Consider the following 18319-nt stretch of genomic DNA (forward strand, 5'->3'; position numbering starts at 1 on the left):
CATCGAACTCGGCTGTTTGCCGCCATAATCTTGCACGCTGTCGCCGGGTTATGGCCCACGAGAAACGGACGGCCGATCTTTCGTACTTATGGAGGTATCCGTGGAATGCGTCCCGCACTACTTTCCAAACCTGTCATCCCTGCCAAGGCGCCTTGTCCGGCAGGGACTCCCGGACCCTGTCGTATGTCCAGCCGCGAATGCGGCCATTCGCGGCGACGACCCCATGAAGGAAAATGGTGAATTATACCCCGGAACTCGATGTCGGCCCGGACGCACCTTTACGTAATCCGCGAAGCGAAGGACTGGTCATACGAAAATACGGTGGATCGTCGCTGGCCACCCCGGCATTGGTGAACCAGGTGGCCGCCGAGGTGGCGGCGATCGCCGAAGCGGGACATCGGGTCGTCCTCGTCGTGTCGGCGATGGGAGACAGCACCGACCGGCTGATCGCGCTGGCAGGCGAATTCGCCGAACCGCCCGCTCCCCGGGAACTCGACCAGTTGATGGCGACCGGCGAACAGGCCTCCGCGGCGGTGCTCGCCATGGCGCTGGCCGAGCGCGGGGTCGAAGCCGTCTCGCTGTCGGGTGATCAGGCGGGGATCGAGGTCGCGGGCGAACCGGGAGCGGGAACCATCGTCCGGGTCGATCCCGGCAAGATCGTCGCGCGGCTGCGGGACGCGCGGGTCGTCGTGGTCGCCGGGTTCCAGGGACGGACCGCCGACGGTGAACTGCTGACTCTGGGCAGAGGTGGCTCCGACACCACCGCGGTGGCACTGGCGGCCGCGCTCGGTGGCTCCGAATGCGAGATCCGCACCGACGTCCACGGCGTTCGCACGGCCGACCCCCGGATCGTGCGGGACACCCGGCCGGTCCGGACGATCTCCTACGACACCATGGTCGAGCTCGCCGAGCTCGGCGCCCGCGTGCTGCATCCCCGATCCGTCGAGCTCGCGCGCCGTCACGGGGTGGCGGTGCGGGTGAAGCATTCTTCGGATCCCGGCCCGTCCACCGTCGTCACGGCGGGCGAAGAGCCGCTGGAAGGCACTCCCCGCGTCATCGGTATCGCGCACGAACGCGACGTGCGGCTGGTCCGGGTCGAAGTTTCGGCCGCGGACCCCGATCGCTACGCACGCGTGCTCACGATGCTGGCCGGCTGCGGCGTGAGACCGGCGAATCTGAGCTGGCCCGACCCCGGCGAACTCAGGTTCACCGTCCGGGGTACGGAGCCGCTCGGTCCGCCGATCACCCGGCTCGCGATGGAGCTGGACGCCCGCTCCACGGTCTGTGAGGAGCTCGGCTCGGTATCCGTGGTCGGTACCGCACTGCTCGATCCGCCCGGTTTCCTGCCCGAGTTGCTGCGGGTCCTCGCCCGTCACCGGGTCACGGTGCCGTCGATGACGACGTCGCAGTCGCGCCTCACCGCCGTGATCCCCGCCGACGTCGTCGACACGACCGTCCGAGCCCTGCACGACTCCTTCGGCTTGGCGGAGGACAGGACATGAGCCCGTACGGACAGTTCACCACCGACGGCCTGGTACTGACCTGCGACGGCCACGAACAGCGGGTTCGATGGCGGGCCGGTGACCGGCTGGAGCTGCTGTACGAGCGCCTCTGCGATCGGTTGCGCGCCAACGGGCTCGGAGACCGCCTGGCAGTGGACGCAGGAGGCGTGAAGGTCACGTTCGACGGGCTGGACGAGCGAGCCAATCGGCTCGCCCGGCACCTGCTGGCGCGAGGGGTACGGCCCGGTGACCGGATCGGGCTGCTGTTCGCCGAACCGGTGCATCCCTACGTCGCGATGCTCGCCGTGCTCAAGGTCAACGCGGCGTATGTGCCGCTGGACGTGGGCTTTCCGGACGACCGTCTGGCCTACATCGTCCAGGACGCCGGCGTCCGGCTCGTGATCTCGACCTCCGGGCTGCGCGATCGGTTCGAACCGGGCAGTGTCGACCTGGTCTGCCTGGACGACGACTCGGACCGGATCGCCGCGCTGCCGGGAACACGGCTCAGCACGGCCGAGAAGGGCACACCTGCCGACGAACTCTGTTACGTCGTCTACACCTCCGGCTCGACCGGACGACCGAAAGGCGTGACGATCGACCACGCCTCTATCTGCAACTTCGTCCTGGTCGCCGCCGACGTCTACGGCATCCGGGACACCGACAGGGTCTACCAGGGCATGACGATCGCGTTCGACTTCTCGGTCGAGGAGATCTGGGTGCCGTTGCTGAGCGGTGCGACGCTCGTGCCGAAACCCGGCGGTGCCGCCCTCGTCGGGCACGATCTCCTCGAATTCCTGCGGGAGAACCGGGTCACCGCGTTGTGCTGCGTCCCGACCCTGCTGGCCAGCCTCGACGAGGACCTGCCGCTGCTGCGGTTCCTCCTGGTGTCCGGCGAAGCGTGTCCCGAAGACCTCGTACGTCGCTGGTATCGCGCGGACAGGCGATTCCTCAACGTCTACGGTCCGACAGAGGCGACGGTCACCGCGACGTGGTCCGTGCTGCGCCCCGACCGGCCGGTGACCATCGGGGTGCCCCTGCCCACCTATTCGGTCGTCATCCTCGATCCGGACGAGCCGAGGGCGCTGGCCGCGGGTGAGCTGGGGGAGATCGGTATCGCGGGGATCGGGCTCGCCGGCGGCTATCTGAACCGGCCGGACCTGACCGAGCGCGCGTTCATCCCGGACTTCCTCGGCATCGGGCACAATCCGTCCCGCCGGATCTACCGCACCGGCGATCTGGGCCGGATCACCCCGGACGGGGAGATCGAATACCACGGCCGTGCCGATACACAGGTGAAGATCCGTGGCTACCGCGTCGAGCTCACCGAGATCGAGTCGGTCCTCCTGCGGATATCCGGCATCGCCCAGGCGGTGGTCGAGACCCACCATCCGGACGCGGGCACCACCGAACTGGTCGCCTACTACAGCCTGCGGCGCGACAACGAGGACGTCGATCCCGGAGAACTCCGTCGCCGCTTGGCGGAACTACTGCCGGGCTACATGGTGCCCGCCTATCTCGAACAGCTCGACCACATCCCGTTGACACCGGCGGGCAAAGCCGACCGTAAGCATCTCCCGGCACCCACGAACCCGAGAAGAGCGGCGAGCGACGTCGACTACGTGGCGCCCGCCACCGAGACCGAACTGCGTTTGGCGGAGGCCTTGAGCGGTGTCCTCGGGATCGATCCGGTCTCGGTGACGGGGCACTTCTTCGACGACTACGGTGCCGACTCCCTGCTGCTGGCCAAGTTCTGCGCCGTGATCCGGGATCGTGGCGAGGTCGCGCCGCTGTCGGCCAGAGAGGTGTACCTCAACCCGACCATTCGCGGCCTCGCCGAGTCGGCCACCTCCGCGGCCGAGGTCATGGTCGCTCGCGCCGAGGAGCCACGCCGGGCGTCCACCGCGTCGTACGTCCTCTGTGGAGTGTTCCAGCTCATTGCCTTCCTCGCCTATGCCGCCGGTTCGGGCTGGCTCCTGGACACGGGATTCGCCTGGATCGACGCCGCGACGGGCTTCGCCGAGAGCTACGCGCGCGCCGCCGGGCTCGGGCTCGCCGTGTTCGTCGTTCTCTCCGTGGTGCCGGTCTTGGCGAAGTGGGCGATCGTCGGCCGGTGGAAGCCGGGGGAGATCCCGCTGTGGAGCGTCGGCTACCTGCGCTTCTGGACAGTCAAGACCTTGGTCAGGTTCAGCCCACTGATGCTGTTCGTCGGCACTCCGCTGTACTCGTGGTACCTGCGGGCGCTCGGTGCGGACATCGGCAAGGGCGCCCTGATCCTCTCCAGGAACCCGCCGGTCTGCACCGATCTGCTCAGCGTCGGTGCCGGGGCGGTCATCCGGAAGGACGCCTACTTCTCGGGCTACCGCGCCAGAGCGGGCCGGATCCAGACCGGCACGGTCACGCTCGGCGCCAACGCCTTCGTCGGCGAGATGACCGTGCTCGACATCGGCACGGCGCTCGGAGACGACGCGCAGCTCGGCCACTCGTCGTCCTTGCACTCCGGACAGTCCGTCCCCAGCGGCGAGAGCTGGCACGGGTCGCCCGCTCGCCTCTCCAGCGTGGACTACCGGGCGCTGGGCACGGTCGCGCGCGGCAGGCTCAGGCCGATCGTCTTCTGCGTGGCCAGCGTGCTGCTTCTGCTGCTCGGCACGCTTCCCCTGACGCTGGGTGGTGCCGGTGTGCTCGTCGAACAGTGGTTCACGACGACGGTGGACTTCACGAGCTGGGCCTTCTACCTCGGCCGGATCGCCGACTCGGCGCTGATGTACTTCGGTGCGCTGCTCGCCGGGCTGGTGGTCGTCCTCACGATCCCGCGCCTGCTCGGCCTGTTCCTCCGGCCGGACCGTGTCTACCCGCTCTATGGCAGGCATTTCGCGATCCAGCGGCTGATCGCGCGGCTGACGAACTTGCGCGCGTACACGTACCTGTTCGGTGACAGCAGCTACATCGTGTACTACCTGCGTGCGCTGGGGTACGACCTGTCGAAGGTCCAGCAGACCGGATCCAACTTCGGGGTCGAGGTCAAGCACGAGACACCGTTCCTGAGCACGGTCGGCACCGGGACGATGGTTTCTGACGGCCTTTCGCTGCTCAACGCCGACTTCTCCGCTTCGTCGTTCCGGCTGCGCAGGACGTCCGTCGCGCCGCAGGCGTTCCTGGGCAACGAAATCGCCTTCCCGCCGGGCGCGAAGATCGGCCGAAACTGCCTGCTGGCCACCAAGGTCCTCGTTCCCTTGGACGGACCGGTCCGGGAGAACGTCGGCCTCTTGGGCTCGCCGGCGTTCGAGATCCCTCGCACCGTCCGCCGTGACACCGGGTTCGAGCACCTCGGCACGGGGGACGCGCTGCGCCGGGGCCTGAGGGCGAAGAACCGGCACAACACCGTCACCATCGGCGTCTACCTGCTCGTGCACTGGCTGCACCTGTTCGGAATCCTGTTGATCGGCGCGGCGGCCGGAGTCCTGCACGCGCGGTTCGGCCCGCTCGCCGTCGGTGGCGGCATCGTGGCGACGCTGGTGTTCTCGGTCGCGTTCCTCATGCTGGCGGAACTGGCCGTACAGGGCTTCCGGTCGATGCGGCCGCTGTTCTGCTCGATCTACGATCCGGCCTTCTGGCGGCACGAACGGTTCTGGAAACTCAGCCCCGCCCGCTATCTCGCGTTGTTCGACGGGACTACGTTCAAGCCGTTCCTCTTGCGCCGTCTCGGCGTCCGGATCGGCCGCCGTGTCTTCGACGACGGATGTGCCATCCCGGAACGGTCCCTGGTGAGCATCGGCGACGACTGCGTGCTCAACCTGCACACCGTCGTGCAAGGACATTCGCTCGAGGACGGGACCTTCAAATCCGACCACATCACCATCGGCGCGGGATGCACGCTCGGTGTCGGCGCCTTCGTCCACTATGGAGTGACGATGGAGGAAGGAGTGATCGCCGAGGCCGACGCGTTCCTGATGAAGGGCACCGTGGCCCCGGCGCGAACCCGCTGGCACGCCAATCCGGCGGTCGAACTCGAAGCGGCCGCCGAGATCGCCGCGGTAAGGAGGTCGCCATGACCCACGCTTCCACGACGAGGCCGGCGCTGGCACCTCGCGTCGAGGGCTCCCTGCCGGGGCCGCGCTCCGCGGAGTTCCTCGAACACCAGCGCCAGTGGGAATCCAGTGCGCGGGCCTATCCACGCCACCTGCCGATCGCGATCGCGGGTGCGGCGGGAAGCTACCTGTGGGACGTGGACGGGAACGTCTTCATCGACTTCCTGGCGGGCGCGGGTGTGCTCTCCCTCGGCCACAACCATCCCGAACTGGTGCACGCGGCCACCGAACAGCTCCACGTGCTCACCCACGGCTTGGACTTCCCGACGCCGGCGAAACGTGACTTCGTCGACGCTCAGCTGTCCATGCTGCCGCCTGGCCTGCGCTCGCGGATGCGGATGCACTTCTGCGGTCCCGGCGGGGCCAACGCGGTGGACGCCGCGATCAAACTCTGCAAGACCACGACCGGCCGTGGCGACTTGGTGTCCTTCCAGGGCGGGTTCCACGGCTCGAGCCACGCGGCGATGGCATTGACCGGTCTCGTCGACCAGAAACGACCGATCGTCAACGGCGTACCCGGCGTGCATTTCTTCCCGTACTCCTACTGCGCCCGGTGTCCGGTGGGCCTTGCGCCCGACACGTGCGAGACCAACTGCGTTGGCCTGCTGGAACGATCGCTGCGAGATCCCAACGGCGGTATCCCCCTTCCCGCCGCGGTGATTCTCGAAATGGTGCAAGGCGAAGGCGGGATCATCCCGGCGGACCGTGACTTCGTACGGCGTGTCCGCGCGCTGACCGCGGAACTGGACGTCCCGCTCGTCGTCGACGAGGTGCAGACGGGCTGCGGCCGCACCGGAACCTGGTTCGCCTTCGAGCACTACGACATCGAGCCCGACGTGATCATCGCTTCGAAGGCCTTGAGCGGGATGGGGCTTCCGGTGGCGGTGATCTTCTACGACCGGCGACTGGACGGCTGGGCGCCCGGCGCGCACACTGGCACGTTCCGGGGCAACCAGACCGCGTTCGCCGCCGGCGCGGCGGCCGTTCACGTCGTCCGGCGGGACGACGTGCTGGGCAACGTCCGGCAGCGCGGGCGGCAGCTCTCACGACGACTCGACACCCTGCACGAGCACGTCTGGGTCCGTGAGGTCCGTGGCCTCGGCCTGATGTGGGGGATCGAGCTGGCCGATCCGAGCGATGGCCGCCCGGCAGGCGGATATGCCCGCGCCGTGCGGGCCCACGCGCTGCGGCATGGGCTGATCGTCGAGCTCGGCGGCCGCGACGACAGCGTGATCCGGCTGATGCCACCGCTCACCGTGACCGCCGAGGAGATCGAGCTCGCGTGCGGGATCCTGCTCGACGCGATCGAGCGCTGCTGCCCGGCAGGGTAGGGCACCGCTGATTGGTATTATTATACCGCCTACTGCTAGGGTGCCGGTATAATAATACCAATCAGCGACACGAGGATCCGATGATCGAACTGAAGACGCCCGCCGAGATCGAGCGCATGCACGTGACCGGGCGTTTCGTCGCCGAAGTGCTCACCGAGGTCGGCGACCTCGCGAACGTGGGCGTCAACCTGATGGACTTGGAACACCACGTACGCGGCATGATCGAGCGGCGGGGCGCGGAGTCGTGCTACTGGGACTACGCGCCGTCCTTCGGCAAAGGCCCGTTCCGCAACGTCATCTGCCTGGCGGTCAACGACGCCGTCCTGCACGGCCTGCCCCACGACTACACGCTGCGCGACGGGGACGTGCTCACCGCGGACCTCGCGGTGAAGATCGACGGCTGGGCGGCCGACTCGGCGCGCACGGTCATCGTCGGGACGCCCGCCGAGGAGGATCTGCGGATCGTCCGCGCCACCGAGGAGGCATTGGAGGCCGCGATCGAGGCCGCGCGTCCGGGCAATCGCCTCGGCGACATCTCCGCGGCCATCTGGGCGGTGGCCTGTGCCCACGGCTATCCGGTGAACACCGAGTTCGGTGGCCACGGCATCGGCCGCACCATGCACGAGGAACTCCACATTCCCAACAAGGGCAAGGCGGGCCGTGGTCTGAAGCTCCAGCCGGGACTCACCGTCGCGCTCGAACCCTGGTTCGCCCGCACGACCGACCGGATCGTCTTCGACGACGACGGCTGGACCATCCGCTCGGCCGACGGTTCCCGCGCGGCCCATTCCGAGCACACGGTGGCGATCACCGAAGGCGCTCCGCTGGTGCTCACCAGGCGCGAGGACGACGTTGCCGCCGACCGTGTGTCCACAAAGGATTCCTGAGCCCGTTCGCCTTTTCGGGCAGCGCCGGTGTGCGTACCAGGCGGCGTCGCGGGGTTCTCGTTCTCCGGTGCCGCCGGCGTGAATAGGCTCGCTCGCGTCCGGTCACCCAACCGGGCGATCATCGGCCTTCGCCATCAACACCGTCGTCTGTGGCAACAGGGATGATTTCGTGAAGCCGGACATCTCGTTTGGCGACGGGATGGGACCAACCGGTGCTTCGCGAACGCCGGCGTCACCGGCACGGAGGCCGGGCGGTGTGGCATCGCCCGGCCTCCGTCCTGGTCGCCCCTGGGTGATGTTCGACCGAAAACTCCGAATACGGCCCGTCGTCACGGCGCGACCGTTAGAGTGAATGGTCGCTGTTGTCATCACCCATGAGGAGTAGCGGTTCATGATCGCCGAGAGCGCGAACCAGCAGAGCGTGACCTTCCCGCAGGAAGCCACGCCGATCTTCGACCTGGTCGCGAAGATGGTGGCGCGGACGCAGACCGAGGATGAGCACGACTTCGACCGCGAAGCCGGTCTCGCGACCTCGGTGTAGCTTCCCGCCGAGAGTCATTCAGGTGGCGTGCCCGTGTGGGCACGGAGTTCCGCGGCCGTGCGGCGGGCGTGGGCCAGACCGTCGAGGATCCATTGCGGGGGCTGACGGTCGCTGGTCGCGATCCGCTCGTAGGCGGCGACCAGCCTTTCCGCGATCTTCAACCGGGCGTCCGCGGCCGCCGGTTCGCGTACCGCTTCGCCTTCGCCCTGTTCAGCCGGGATCGTGACCAGGGCGAGGTGCCCGGCCGGCGAACGGGCCGGTTCCGTCGCGGACTCGGCGGTGTCGGGTCGCTGTTCCGGAGTCGGCAGCCGTCGTAGGTGGAAGGCCGTCTGCTCGGTGTGCTCCGGCACACCCTCGCGGCGCGCGTTCTGCGAGGGGAAGGGATCCGCGCGGAACCGCGCGACCGAGGGCCAGTACCGGGTCCGCACGGACCGCGGGGTCGCGCCGTCGAGTCCGCACGCGATCTCCTGCCAAGTCTTCCCGTCGAGCCTCGCGGCGACCACCGCCGCCTCGAGGATCTGCTGTGCCATCCCGATCAAGCCGGAATGATCCCGCGTCGAGCACGCGTCCTCCCGGGCGGCGTTCGCGGCGAGATCGGCCAGCTCCGCCGCGTGCGCGGCGAGGACGAGGTGAGCCCGGGTGGCGGCGGTGGGGATGGAGTGGCGGGTGGTCACCGTCCACTCCTCGTGGCGGGCCGGGGGATCGACAAGAGGCTCGCGGAATCCCGCATGCCGTGACTCACAGGTGTTCTCACCTTCTCTGATATGCAGACTTGCATAATTGTGCAATTCGTGACCGTGTGCTGGTGCTCAAATAACGCGTTTTTGTGCCCTGATCGGGTGTGGTCGCGCCCGATCGGCGCGGAGTGAGGTTCGGCGGCTCCGGAAATCGGGCACGATCAGGGGTGTGCGGACGGCTGGACCTGCGGGGAAGGGATGCCGATGAACAGCCCCCTGTATCAGGCGACGGCGGAGTTCTTCAAGACGCTGGGGCACCCCGTCCGGATCCGTGTGCTCGAACTGCTCAGCGAGCGGGAGCATCACGTCTCGGAGCTGCTCGCCGACCTCGGCATCGAGCCCGCCAACCTGTCGCAGCAGCTCGCCGTCCTGCGTCGCGCCAACCTGGTGGTGCCCCGCAAGGAAGGCGCGACCGTCTCCTACTCGCTGACCAGTCCGTCGGTCACCGAACTGCTCACCGTCGCTCGCGGGATCCTGACCGGGGTCATCGCCGGCCGGCTGGAGTTGCTCGACGATCTGCAGAACTCCGCCGGATTTTCCGGTGATGTGTCTTCATCCGAAAAGGGATGAAAATCGAAAACGGTCTATTTCGTTTGCTCATGGCGTCAGGTGATCGTCATTTGTTTTCGTCGACGGCGTCCGCGCGTTGCTCGCTCGATTCTGAATTGTCATCGCGGTGGAGCGTGCCATTTCCGGCGGCCGTCCTCCTCGTCTCCTCGACCAGAGAGTCGAAGATGGGGGTTCCGCACAGCTCCACATGGTCCTCCATCGTGCCGGTCTTCGTGCCCGGCCATCTTGCCCCGGAATGCCTTCTTCGATCCAGTTCCGCCGGGCAATGCACTCGATAGAGATCACCCTCTGGGGTGAGCCATTCGCTGATGTGAAAAGCCGAGTGTATGACACGACTCTTTCCGCGCGCGCACTCAGTCCCGCCGGTTTGCGGAAATAAGGATTCCACTTTCCCATGAGCGGGCGAGAAAAGGATTTCTCTCGCCTCGGGCGGCCCGCGTGTCTAACCCGTGGCGATCAGCGCGGGGCGGAGAACTCGACTCGGTAGCGCGTCGGCGTCGTGCCCAGCGCGGTGGCGAAGTGTTCGCGAAGACGGGCAGGGGTGCCGAAGCCGGACTGCGCGGCGACCGCGTCGATGCCGAGCGAGGTCGTCTCGAGGAGTTGGCGCGCCCGGGCGAGGCGTTGTGCGACGAGCCAGCTGTGGACGGTGGTCCCGGTGCGGGCGCGGAACGAGCGAGTGAAGGTGCTGCGGCTCATATGTGCCCGGGCGGCGAGGTCGTCGATGCTGTGCTGCGCGTCCAGATGGGACCGCGCCCAGCTCATCACGGTGGTGAGCGGATCCTCGTCCGCGGCGGGGACGGGCAGTTCGATGAACTGGGCCTGGCCGCCGGGACGGTGCGGCGCGGCGACGATCCGCCGGGCGACCCGGTTGGCGACGACCTGCCCGGCCGTGCGGGCGAGCAGGTGAAGGCACGTGTCGATCCCAGCGGTCGCGCCCGCGCCGGTCACGACGTCACCTTCGTCGACGTATAGCTCCTCTGGACGCAGTTCTACGAAGTGGAAGCGCCTCCGGAAGGTTTCGACCCATTTCCAGTGGGTGGTCGCGGCGCGCCCGTCGAGGATGCCCGCGTCCGCGAGAGCGAAGACTCCCAGGCAGAGCCCGACGACGAGCGCTCCGCGTTCGTGCGCGGCTCGCAACGCGGCGGCCACGGGCGAGGGCGTCGAGGTTTCCGGGTCGGACCACCATGGCACCACGACGATGTCGGCTTCCGCGAGGGTGCCGAGACCGGCGGGAACGTCGATCGAATAACCGGCGCTCGTGGTGAGTCTGCCCGGTTCGACGGCGACGACCGTGATCGGCCACGGCTCCATGTCGCCCGCCGGCGATTCGGGTCCCCACACCAGCGACGGCACGGCGAGATGGAACGGGCTGATCCCCTCGAACGCCAGGACGGCCACACTCGGAGCGCGCATCGTTCCCTTCCCGCGGATGTCGGCCGATCTCGACCACAGCTGACCCGAATCCGTATCTCACTATCGGATCGGGTCAGCAATCATGGTAGCCGTACCGACCGGAAAGCGAAGGAACACACGATGACCAGCACCACTCTCCGCGAAATCAGCACCTTGCCGACGACCCCCGCGACGCTCTCGGACGCGACCGTGATCCTCGTCGACTACCAGAACACCTACACGCGCGGCGTGATGGAGCTCGACGGCTGGGGAGCGGCACTCGACGAGGCGGCCACCTTGCTGGAGCGCGCTCGTGCCGAGGGCGCGACGGTCATCCACGTCATGCACGACGGCGGCGAGGGCAGCCCGTACGACCTCCGGCAGGACATCGGCCGGATCCACGAACGTGTCGCCCCCGTTCCGGGCGAGGAGGTCGTGGTGAAGACCGCGCCGAATTCGTTCGTCGGAACCCGGCTGGGGGAGCTGGTCGATGCCGCAGGGCACCAGGACGTCGTCGTGGCCGGGTTCATGACCCATATGTGCGTCACGTTCACCGCGGAGGGCGCGTTCCTGCGCGGGAACACCCCGACCGTGGTCGCCGCGGCCTGTGCCACGCGCGCGCTTCCTTCCGTCGCCGGTCCGGTGACCGCCGCGGAACAGCACCGCGCGGCGCTCGCGACGATCGGTGATCTCTACGCCGTCGTCGTCGGTTCCTCGGCGGAACTCGGCTAGGGCCGCGCCTTCACGGACCCGGCAAGCGCCACGTCCACCAATAGTCACAGCAGCTGCGCGTGAAGGCCCCCTTCCCTCGGCTCAGCCGAGGAAACTCGACCTTCACACCTTGCCGAGTACATGAAGGACCTCTTCCTTGCGCCTAGGTACAGGAAGGGCTCCTTCATGTACTTCGGGCGAGCAAGGGGGCAATGGCACCGACGCGGTCAAGCTTCAGCCGGTCCTTGGCGAGCCCACTCCCACCGCTGCCTCGATCAGGCCATTCTTGCCTTATGCCTCAACAGGACCTGCGAGGTGGGGTCCGCACGTGGATCATGAGGGTATTCGCCGCCGAAGCATCGAAGGGGTCGTGATGGCCAAGCCCAACGTCGCCGAGCAATTAGTCCAAGTCCTGGTGCAGGCCGGGGTGGAACGGATCTACGGCGTGGTCGGAGACAGCCTCAACCCCGTCGTCGACGCGATCCGCCGCACCCCGGGCATCGAGTGGGTCCATGTCCGCAACGAGGAGGCGGGTGCCTTCGCCGCGGCCGCCGAGGCCCAGCTGACCGGACGGCTCGCGGTGTGCGCGGGGAGCTGCGGCCCCGGCAACACCCATCTGGTGCAAGGGCTTTACGACGCCCACCGCACCGGCGCCCCGGTGCTCGCGCTCGCCTCGCATATCCCGTCCGGCCAGATCGGCACCGGGTTCTTCCAGGAAACCCATCCCGAACGGCTGTTCGTCGACTGCAGTGGCTATTGCGAACAGATCAGCAGGCCCGCTCAGATGCCCAGGGTGCTGCGGATCGCCATGCAGCACGCGTTGTCCCGCGGCGAGGTTTCGGTGCTGGTGCTGCCCGGCGACATCGCGCACCTCGACGCTGTCGCGCCCACGGGGACCGGGAAGCCGGTCACCGAGCACGGGACGGTCATGCCACCCGAACCCCAGGTGACACGGCTCGCCGAGTTGATCAACGACGCCGAGACCGTCACCTTGTTCGCCGGCGCCGGGGTGCGCGGCGCGCACGCGGAGGTGATGGAGCTGGCCGGGACCGTGCAGGCGCCGGTCGGCCACAGCCTGCGCGGCAAGGAATGGATCCAGTACGACAATCCCTACGACGTCGGGATGAGCGGGCTGCTCGGCTACGGCGCCTGCTACCGGGCCATGCACGACGCGGATCTGCTGGTCTTGCTGGGCACCGATTTTCCTTACGACTCCTTCCTTCCCCAGGCCCGGACCGTGCAGGTCGACCACGACGCGACCCGACTCGGCAGGCGTACCCCGCTGGAACTGGCGGTACACGGCGACGTGCGGGAGACCCTGCGGGCCGTGCAGCCGCTCCTGCGGCGCAAGACCGACCGGACGTTCCTGGACCGCATGCTGCGTGATCACTGCAAAACGCTCGAACAGGTCGTCGACGCCTACACCCGCAACGTCGAGCGGCACGTGCCGATCCACCCGGAGTTCGCCGCGGATCTCCTCGACGAACTGGCCGCGGACGACGCGATCTTCACCGTCGACACCGGCATGTGCAATGTCTGGGCGGCCAGGTATCTCACCCCCAACGGGCGCCGCCGGGTCATCGGGTCGTTCCTGCACGGCACGATGGCCAACGCCCTGCCGCACGCCATCGGCGCGCAGTTCGCCTATCCGGGACGCCAGGTCGTGTCGATGTCCGGCGACGGTGGGCTGGGCATGCTGCTCGGCGAACTGCTCACCGTGGCCTTGCACGACCTCCCGGTCAAGATCATGACGTTCAACAACTCCTCGCTGGGCATGGTGAAGCTGGAGATGCTGGTGGACGGCCTGCCCGACTATCAGACCGACCACCGCCCGGTCGACTTCGCCGCCATCGCCAGTGGTGCGGGTTTGCGCGCCGAGCGGGTGACCGACCCGACCCGGTTGCGCGCCGCGCTCAAGGAAGCGCTGAGCCACGACGGCCCGGCACTGGTGGACGTCGTGACCGATCCGAACGCGCTGTCCGTCCCGCCGCATATCACCGCCGGTCAGCTCGGCGGATTCGCCTTGGCCGCGAGCAAGGTCGTTCTCGAAGGCGGGGTCGGCCGGATGATCGACCTCGCCCGGGCCAACCTTCGCAACATCCCGCGGCCGTGACGCTTTCGCGGCACCGGGGTGCAGGTCGCGCGTCAGGCCCGGCCGGTGCCCATCCCGCGCCACAGCAGGTCGAGCAGGCTCGCGACGTCGCGCCGCCATTCGCCCTTCGGGTCGAGGTACAGCAGTCCGCCCAGTCCACGTAGGACGGTCTCGGGCTCCAGGCCCGCGCGCACGGTGCCGGCGTCGATGTTGGCCTGCAGCAAGGTGGAAACCGCGCCGACCATGTCCTGGTAGGCCCCCGCGGGCAGCTCGCCGCGTGAGGCGGTCGCGGCGCGCAGGGCGTCGGCCAGGCCGCGTTTGGTCATCATGTAGTGCGCCAGGTGGTCGGTCGTCCACACGCGGAACGCCTGCTCCGGTGCGTACTTCTCGAGCAGGCTCGGCACGATCTCGACGAGCTGGCGCACCTCACGCCGGTACACCGCCAGGATGAGGGCCTCCGGCGTGGGGAAGTGCCGGTACACCGTGCCGACGCCGACCTCGGCCTCCTTTGCGATGGCGTTGAACGAGACTTCGCCGGAACAGGCCAGCGATTTCGCCGCGGTGGCGAGGATGCGCTCGTGGTTGCGGCGGGTGTCCGCACGCCGGGGATTGACCGATCCCGTCGTCATGGTCCCTCCTGTCCGCCGACCTCGTTCTCCGGTGAATGTAGCCGAGGAACCCGTCGGACCTGGAGCGGCTCCAGGGCGAGCATCGACCTTGCCGAGCGGATTGTAATCCGCTAACTTGAAAATCGAAGCGGATGAATATCCGCTTCACTTCGCGAACGGACTTCCCACCACCTCAACCTACGCCGTCGGGCCCGGCCCGGACGACCTGCGGAAAGAGATCCAGTGGACATCTCACTCGAAGTCAATGGCAGTACGGAACATCTCGGGGTCGATCCCGGGGTGACCCTGCTCGACGCGCTGCGGGAGCGGCTCGCCGTCACGGGCCCGAAGAAGGGCTGTGACAGAGGGCAGTGCGGCGCCTGCACGGTGCACGTCGGCGGCCGTCCGGTGCTCTCCTGCCTGACCTTGGCCGCCACCGTGAAGCAGCCGGTGACCACGGTCGAAGCACTGTCCACAGAGGACGGGTTGCATCCGGTTCAGCAGGCGTTCGTCGATCAGGACGCCCTGCAGTGCGGATTCTGCACCTCCGGGCAGGTCATGTCGGCCGTCGCCGCCGTCGAGCAAGGCGTCGAGGACGTCCGGGAGTTCATGTCCGGCAATCTCTGCCGATGCGCGGCGTACCCGAACATCGTCGCCGCGGTCGAGCAGGCGAGGAGAGCCGATGCGTCCCTTTGAGCTGCTCGCACCCGAGACCGTCGAAGACGCGGTCGGCTCGTCCGGCACGTTCCTGGCGGGCGGGACCACACTCGTCGACCTGATGAAGCTCAATGTCCTGACACCACCGCAGGTGCTGGACATCAACGCGGTACCGCTGCGTGGCATCGACACCACCGACGGGCTCCGCTTCGGGGCGCTGGAGCGCATGGCCGACATCGCCGGACATCCCGGGGTGTACCCGGCGATCTCCCGTGCGCTGCTGCTCAGCGCCTCCCAGCAGATCCGGAACATGGCCAGCATCGGCGGAAACCTCATGCAGCGCACGCGCTGCTCGTACTTCCGCGACGTCGCCATGCCGTGCAACCGGCGAATCCCCGGCAGCGGCTGCCCGGCGATCTCGGGCGCCAACCGGATGCACGCGGTGCTGGGCACGAGCGATTCGTGCGTGGCGACCCACGCCAGCGACGTCGCCGTCGCACTGGTCGCCCTCGATGCGCGGCTCCGCCTGGTCAGCGAGACCGGGAGCCGCACCGTCGAGCTGGGCTCCTTCTATCGCCTGCCCGGCGACACTCCTGAGCTCGAGAACGACCTGCGGCCCGGCGAACTGATCGCCGAGGTCGAAGTCCCGCGGCTGGACTGGGCGTCGAACTCCACCTACGTCAAGGTGCGGGACAGGCAGTCCTACGAGTTCGCGCTGTGCTCCGCGGCGGTCGCGCTGCGGGTGGAAGACTCGCGCGTCGTCGACGCCCGGATCGCGGCAGGCGGCGTGGCCACCGTACCGTGGCGGCTGCCCGCGGTCGAGGAGGCCTTGCGGGGTGCGCCCGCGACGGTCGCCGCCTTCGAAGACGCCGCGGCACTCGCCGCCGAGGGCACACGCCCGTTGGCCGCGAACGGATTCAAGACGTCGTTGCTGCGGCGGACCATCGTCCGCGCGCTGCTCGAACTGACCGAGGGGAGCCGCTCATGACCAGCAGGGTGGACGGGCCGCTGAAGGTCACCGGCCGGGCCGAGTACGGGGCGGACCACACCTTCTCCGGACTCGTCCACGGTTACGTCGTGCTCAGCACGATCGCCCACGGCGAGATCGACACGATGGACGTCACGGCGGCGAAGGGCGCGCCCGGCGTGGTCGGCGTGTACACGCCATTCGATCCGCTGGAACTGCGCACTCCGGCCACGCCGTTCATGGGCGAGACTTGGGTTCCGTTGCAGGACAAGGAAGTCACCTACTACGGCCAGCCGATCGGGTTCGTGGTCGCCGAGACCTACGAGCAGGCGCGCGACGCGGCGATGCTGGTCGAGGTCTCCTACCTGACCAGGCCGGCCCAGACGTCCTTGGAGGACGGCCTCGCCTCGGCCGAAGAGCCGCCCGCCGCGAGAGATGGTGGCCCGTCGGCCCTCGCAGTGCTCGCCCCGGGTGTCGAGTCCATCGAGGACGCGCTCGCCGAGAGCCCGGTGGTCGTCGAAGCCACGTACACCACCGCGCCTCAGCACCACGCCGCGATGGAACCGCATTCCGCGGTCGCGGTGTGGGGGCCCGACGGCCTGACGATCCACAGCGGCAACCAGGGATCCGACCTCCAGGCGGCGGAGCTGGCGATGGCGCTGGACACGAAGCCGTCCGAGGTGCACGCGGTGAATCCCTTCGTCGGCGGCGCGTTCGGGGGCAAGGGCCGCACGTCCACCCCGGCGTTCCTCGCCGCGGCGGCGGCCAGGGTGCTGGGCAGGCCGGTGAAAGCCGTGCTCGGCCGGGAGCAGGTCTTCACCGCGACCGCGGGCCGCGCCGCGACGGTGCAGAAGATCGCCCTCGGCGCGGAGCACGACGGCACGCTGAACGCGCTGCGGCACGATTCGTGGTGCAGCACGCCCCTGGACCGGTCGTTCGTCGAGCCGACGTCACACGGCACGTCGCGCGAGTGGTACGCCACCCGGAACCTGGCCATCAGCCAGAAGATGGTGCCGCTCAACATCCCGCCGACCACCTTCATGCGGGCGCCGGGTGAGGCACCGGGATCCTTCGCGCTGGAGAGCGCGATCGACGAACTCGCGGTCGCGCTGGGCATGGACCCGATCGAGCTGCGGCAGCGGAACAATTCGACCGCTCCGCCCGGCAAGGATCTGCAGTGGTCGAGCAAACACCTCGACGAATGTTTCCGCGTCGGCGCGGCGCGATTCGGCTGGGCGGATCGCGCGCCCCACGGGCGCACGGACGGCGACTGGCTCGTGGGCATGGGCACGGCCACCGCCATGTTCCCCGCGCTGCGGTTCCCGGCCACGGTCGGGATCACCCTGCTGCCCGACGACACGGCGGTCGTCGAGACCAGCGGGGCGGACCCCGGGACGGGCCTGCTGACCGTGCTTTCGCTGGTGGGCGGGGAGTCGCTGGACATCCCGCCGGACCGGGTGGTGCCGCGGCTCGGCGATTCGACCCTGCCGCCCGGAGGCATGTCCGGCGGTTCCACGGCTACCGCGAGCGCGGGCACGGCCATCATGATCGCCGCGGCCAAGGCGATCGACGAGCTGCTCGCACTGGCGTCGGCACCGGGCGCGCCGTTCGACGGCATGGACGTCTCCTACGCGGACGGCCGGGTGCTGGCTGGAGACCGGACGATGTCCTTCGGGGAACTGTTGCGGGCACTGGGCCGACCCTCGTTGTCCGTGACCGGTTCCTCGGCTCCCGGCGAGGAGCTGACGAAACATTCGTTCAGCTCGTTCGGTGCGCAGTTCTGCGAAGTCCGCGTGCACGAGTGGACCCGCGAGATCCGGGTGTCCCGCATGCTCGGGGTGTTCGACGCCGGCCGGATCATCAACCCCGTGGCGGCTCGGAGCCAGATCCTCGGAGGCATGATCTGGGGTGTTTCGGCAGCCCTGCACGAGGGGTTGGAGGTCGAGGAGAACGGGCGATTCGCCAACGGTGACTTCGCGAGCTACCTGATCCCGGTGAACGCGGACATCCCCGAGGTCGACGTCCACTTCCTCGCGTATCCGGACACCCTGCACAACTCGGTCGGCGCGAAGGGGCTGGGCGAGATCGGCATCGTCGGGATGGCGGCGGCCGTCGCGAACGCCGTCCACAACGCCACGGGCATCCGGGTCCGGCACATCCCCATCCTCATCGAGGACCTCCTCGACGAGTCCTAGGAGATCGTGGAGATTCGGGACACGTGACGTCCCGGATCTCCACG

Annotated in this window: 14 protein-coding genes; 11 read left to right on the forward strand and 3 right to left on the reverse strand. The window is 68.4% G+C overall.

The features are described from left to right. The first annotated feature begins 233 nt into the window (after nt 1-233). The 5 genes from AC0685_RS27470 (at nt 234) to AC0685_RS27490 (ending at nt 8346) form a co-directional block, all read left to right on the forward strand. Nucleotides 234-1502 (forward strand): aspartate kinase, encoded by a 1269-nt coding sequence (locus AC0685_RS27470; RefSeq protein WP_478228167.1) that lies wholly within the window; start codon nt 234-236, stop codon nt 1500-1502. Next, nucleotides 1499-5551, forward strand: coding sequence for a Pls/PosA family non-ribosomal peptide synthetase (locus tag AC0685_RS27475; RefSeq protein WP_478228168.1), 4053 nt, complete (start codon nt 1499-1501; stop codon nt 5549-5551). Before AC0685_RS27470 ends, AC0685_RS27475 begins: the two co-directional genes overlap by 4 nt. Further along, nucleotides 5548-6918, forward strand: coding sequence for an aspartate aminotransferase family protein (locus tag AC0685_RS27480; protein WP_478228169.1), 1371 nt, complete (start codon nt 5548-5550; stop codon nt 6916-6918). The genes AC0685_RS27475 and AC0685_RS27480 overlap by 4 nt, the downstream gene beginning before the upstream one ends. An 80-nt stretch (nt 6919-6998) precedes the next feature. Further along, nucleotides 6999-7805, forward strand: a complete 807-nt coding sequence (map, locus tag AC0685_RS27485) for a type I methionyl aminopeptidase (RefSeq protein ID WP_478228170.1) — start codon at nt 6999-7001, stop codon at nt 7803-7805. Nucleotides 7806-8196: 391 nt separating this feature from the next. Then, nucleotides 8197-8346 carry a hypothetical protein gene (locus AC0685_RS27490; RefSeq protein ID WP_185927105.1) on the forward strand — a complete coding sequence of 50 codons (150 nt, stop codon included), beginning with the start codon at nt 8197-8199 and terminating at the stop codon, nt 8344-8346. 14 nt (nt 8347-8360) lie between these two features. Here the strand turns inward: AC0685_RS27490 and AC0685_RS27495 are convergent, their stop codons facing one another. Further along, complete coding sequence (locus AC0685_RS27495; protein WP_478228171.1) at nt 8361-9020, reverse strand: hypothetical protein; 660 nt, start codon at nt 9018-9020, stop codon at nt 8361-8363. Nucleotides 9021-9287: 267 nt separating this feature from the next. Here AC0685_RS27495 and AC0685_RS27500 point away from each other — a divergent pair, with 267 nt between their 5' ends. Then, nucleotides 9288-9653: an ArsR/SmtB family transcription factor gene (locus AC0685_RS27500; RefSeq protein ID WP_478228172.1), complete on the forward strand. Its 366-nt coding sequence runs from the start codon at nt 9288-9290 to the stop codon at nt 9651-9653. Nucleotides 9654-10109: 456 nt separating this feature from the next. On the opposite strand, the gene AC0685_RS27505 is transcribed toward AC0685_RS27500, so the two are convergent. Next, nucleotides 10110-11066, reverse strand: a complete 957-nt coding sequence (locus tag AC0685_RS27505; RefSeq protein WP_478228173.1) for a helix-turn-helix domain-containing protein — start codon at nt 11064-11066, stop codon at nt 10110-10112. Nucleotides 11067-11186: 120 nt separating this feature from the next. On the opposite strand from AC0685_RS27505, the gene AC0685_RS27510 reads away from it, so the two are divergent. After that, nucleotides 11187-11777 carry a cysteine hydrolase family protein gene (locus AC0685_RS27510; RefSeq protein WP_478228174.1) on the forward strand — a complete coding sequence of 197 codons (591 nt, stop codon included), beginning with the start codon at nt 11187-11189 and terminating at the stop codon, nt 11775-11777. Between the two features lie 352 nt (nt 11778-12129). After that, entirely contained in the window at nt 12130-13869 is a 1740-nt protein-coding gene (locus tag AC0685_RS27515; RefSeq protein ID WP_478228175.1) for a pyruvate dehydrogenase, read from the forward strand. 32 nt (nt 13870-13901) lie between these two features. Here the strand turns inward: AC0685_RS27515 and AC0685_RS27520 are convergent, their stop codons facing one another. Beyond that, nucleotides 13902-14477: a TetR/AcrR family transcriptional regulator gene (locus tag AC0685_RS27520; RefSeq protein ID WP_478228176.1), complete on the reverse strand. Its 576-nt coding sequence runs from the start codon at nt 14475-14477 to the stop codon at nt 13902-13904. Between the two features lie 222 nt (nt 14478-14699). Between AC0685_RS27520 and AC0685_RS27525 the strand changes: the two genes are divergently transcribed. The 3 genes from AC0685_RS27525 to AC0685_RS27535 are packed head-to-tail and all read left to right on the forward strand — an operon-like array spanning nt 14700 to nt 18275. Next, nucleotides 14700-15152, forward strand: coding sequence for a (2Fe-2S)-binding protein (locus AC0685_RS27525; protein WP_478228177.1), 453 nt, complete (start codon nt 14700-14702; stop codon nt 15150-15152). Beyond that, complete coding sequence (locus AC0685_RS27530; protein WP_478228178.1) at nt 15139-16101, forward strand: FAD binding domain-containing protein; 963 nt, start codon at nt 15139-15141, stop codon at nt 16099-16101. The genes AC0685_RS27525 and AC0685_RS27530 overlap by 14 nt, the downstream gene beginning before the upstream one ends. Further along, nucleotides 16098-18275, forward strand: coding sequence for a xanthine dehydrogenase family protein molybdopterin-binding subunit (locus tag AC0685_RS27535; RefSeq protein WP_478228179.1), 2178 nt, complete (start codon nt 16098-16100; stop codon nt 18273-18275). The genes AC0685_RS27530 and AC0685_RS27535 overlap by 4 nt, the downstream gene beginning before the upstream one ends. The last annotated feature ends 44 nt before the right edge of the window (nt 18276-18319 follow it).

It is taken from the genome of Amycolatopsis sp. NPDC043889 (assembly GCF_056435645.1).

Coding starts and splice junctions, on each gene's coding strand:
- AC0685_RS27470 (WP_478228167.1), top strand. CDS start 234: ATGGTGAATTATACCCCGGAACTCGATGTCGGCCCGGACGCACCTTTA.
- AC0685_RS27475 (WP_478228168.1), top strand. CDS start 1,499: ATGAGCCCGTACGGACAGTTCACCACCGACGGCCTGGTACTGACCTGC.
- AC0685_RS27480 (WP_478228169.1), top strand. CDS start 5,548: ATGACCCACGCTTCCACGACGAGGCCGGCGCTGGCACCTCGCGTCGAG.
- map (WP_478228170.1), top strand. CDS start 6,999: ATGATCGAACTGAAGACGCCCGCCGAGATCGAGCGCATGCACGTGACC.
- AC0685_RS27490 (WP_185927105.1), top strand. CDS start 8,197: ATGATCGCCGAGAGCGCGAACCAGCAGAGCGTGACCTTCCCGCAGGAA.
- AC0685_RS27500 (WP_478228172.1), top strand. CDS start 9,288: ATGAACAGCCCCCTGTATCAGGCGACGGCGGAGTTCTTCAAGACGCTG.
- AC0685_RS27505 (WP_478228173.1), bottom strand. CDS start 11,066: ATGCGCGCTCCGAGTGTGGCCGTCCTGGCGTTCGAGGGGATCAGCCCG.
- AC0685_RS27510 (WP_478228174.1), top strand. CDS start 11,187: ATGACCAGCACCACTCTCCGCGAAATCAGCACCTTGCCGACGACCCCC.
- AC0685_RS27515 (WP_478228175.1), top strand. CDS start 12,130: ATGGCCAAGCCCAACGTCGCCGAGCAATTAGTCCAAGTCCTGGTGCAG.
- AC0685_RS27520 (WP_478228176.1), bottom strand. CDS start 14,477: ATGACGACGGGATCGGTCAATCCCCGGCGTGCGGACACCCGCCGCAAC.
- AC0685_RS27530 (WP_478228178.1), top strand. CDS start 15,139: ATGCGTCCCTTTGAGCTGCTCGCACCCGAGACCGTCGAAGACGCGGTC.
- AC0685_RS27535 (WP_478228179.1), top strand. CDS start 16,098: ATGACCAGCAGGGTGGACGGGCCGCTGAAGGTCACCGGCCGGGCCGAG.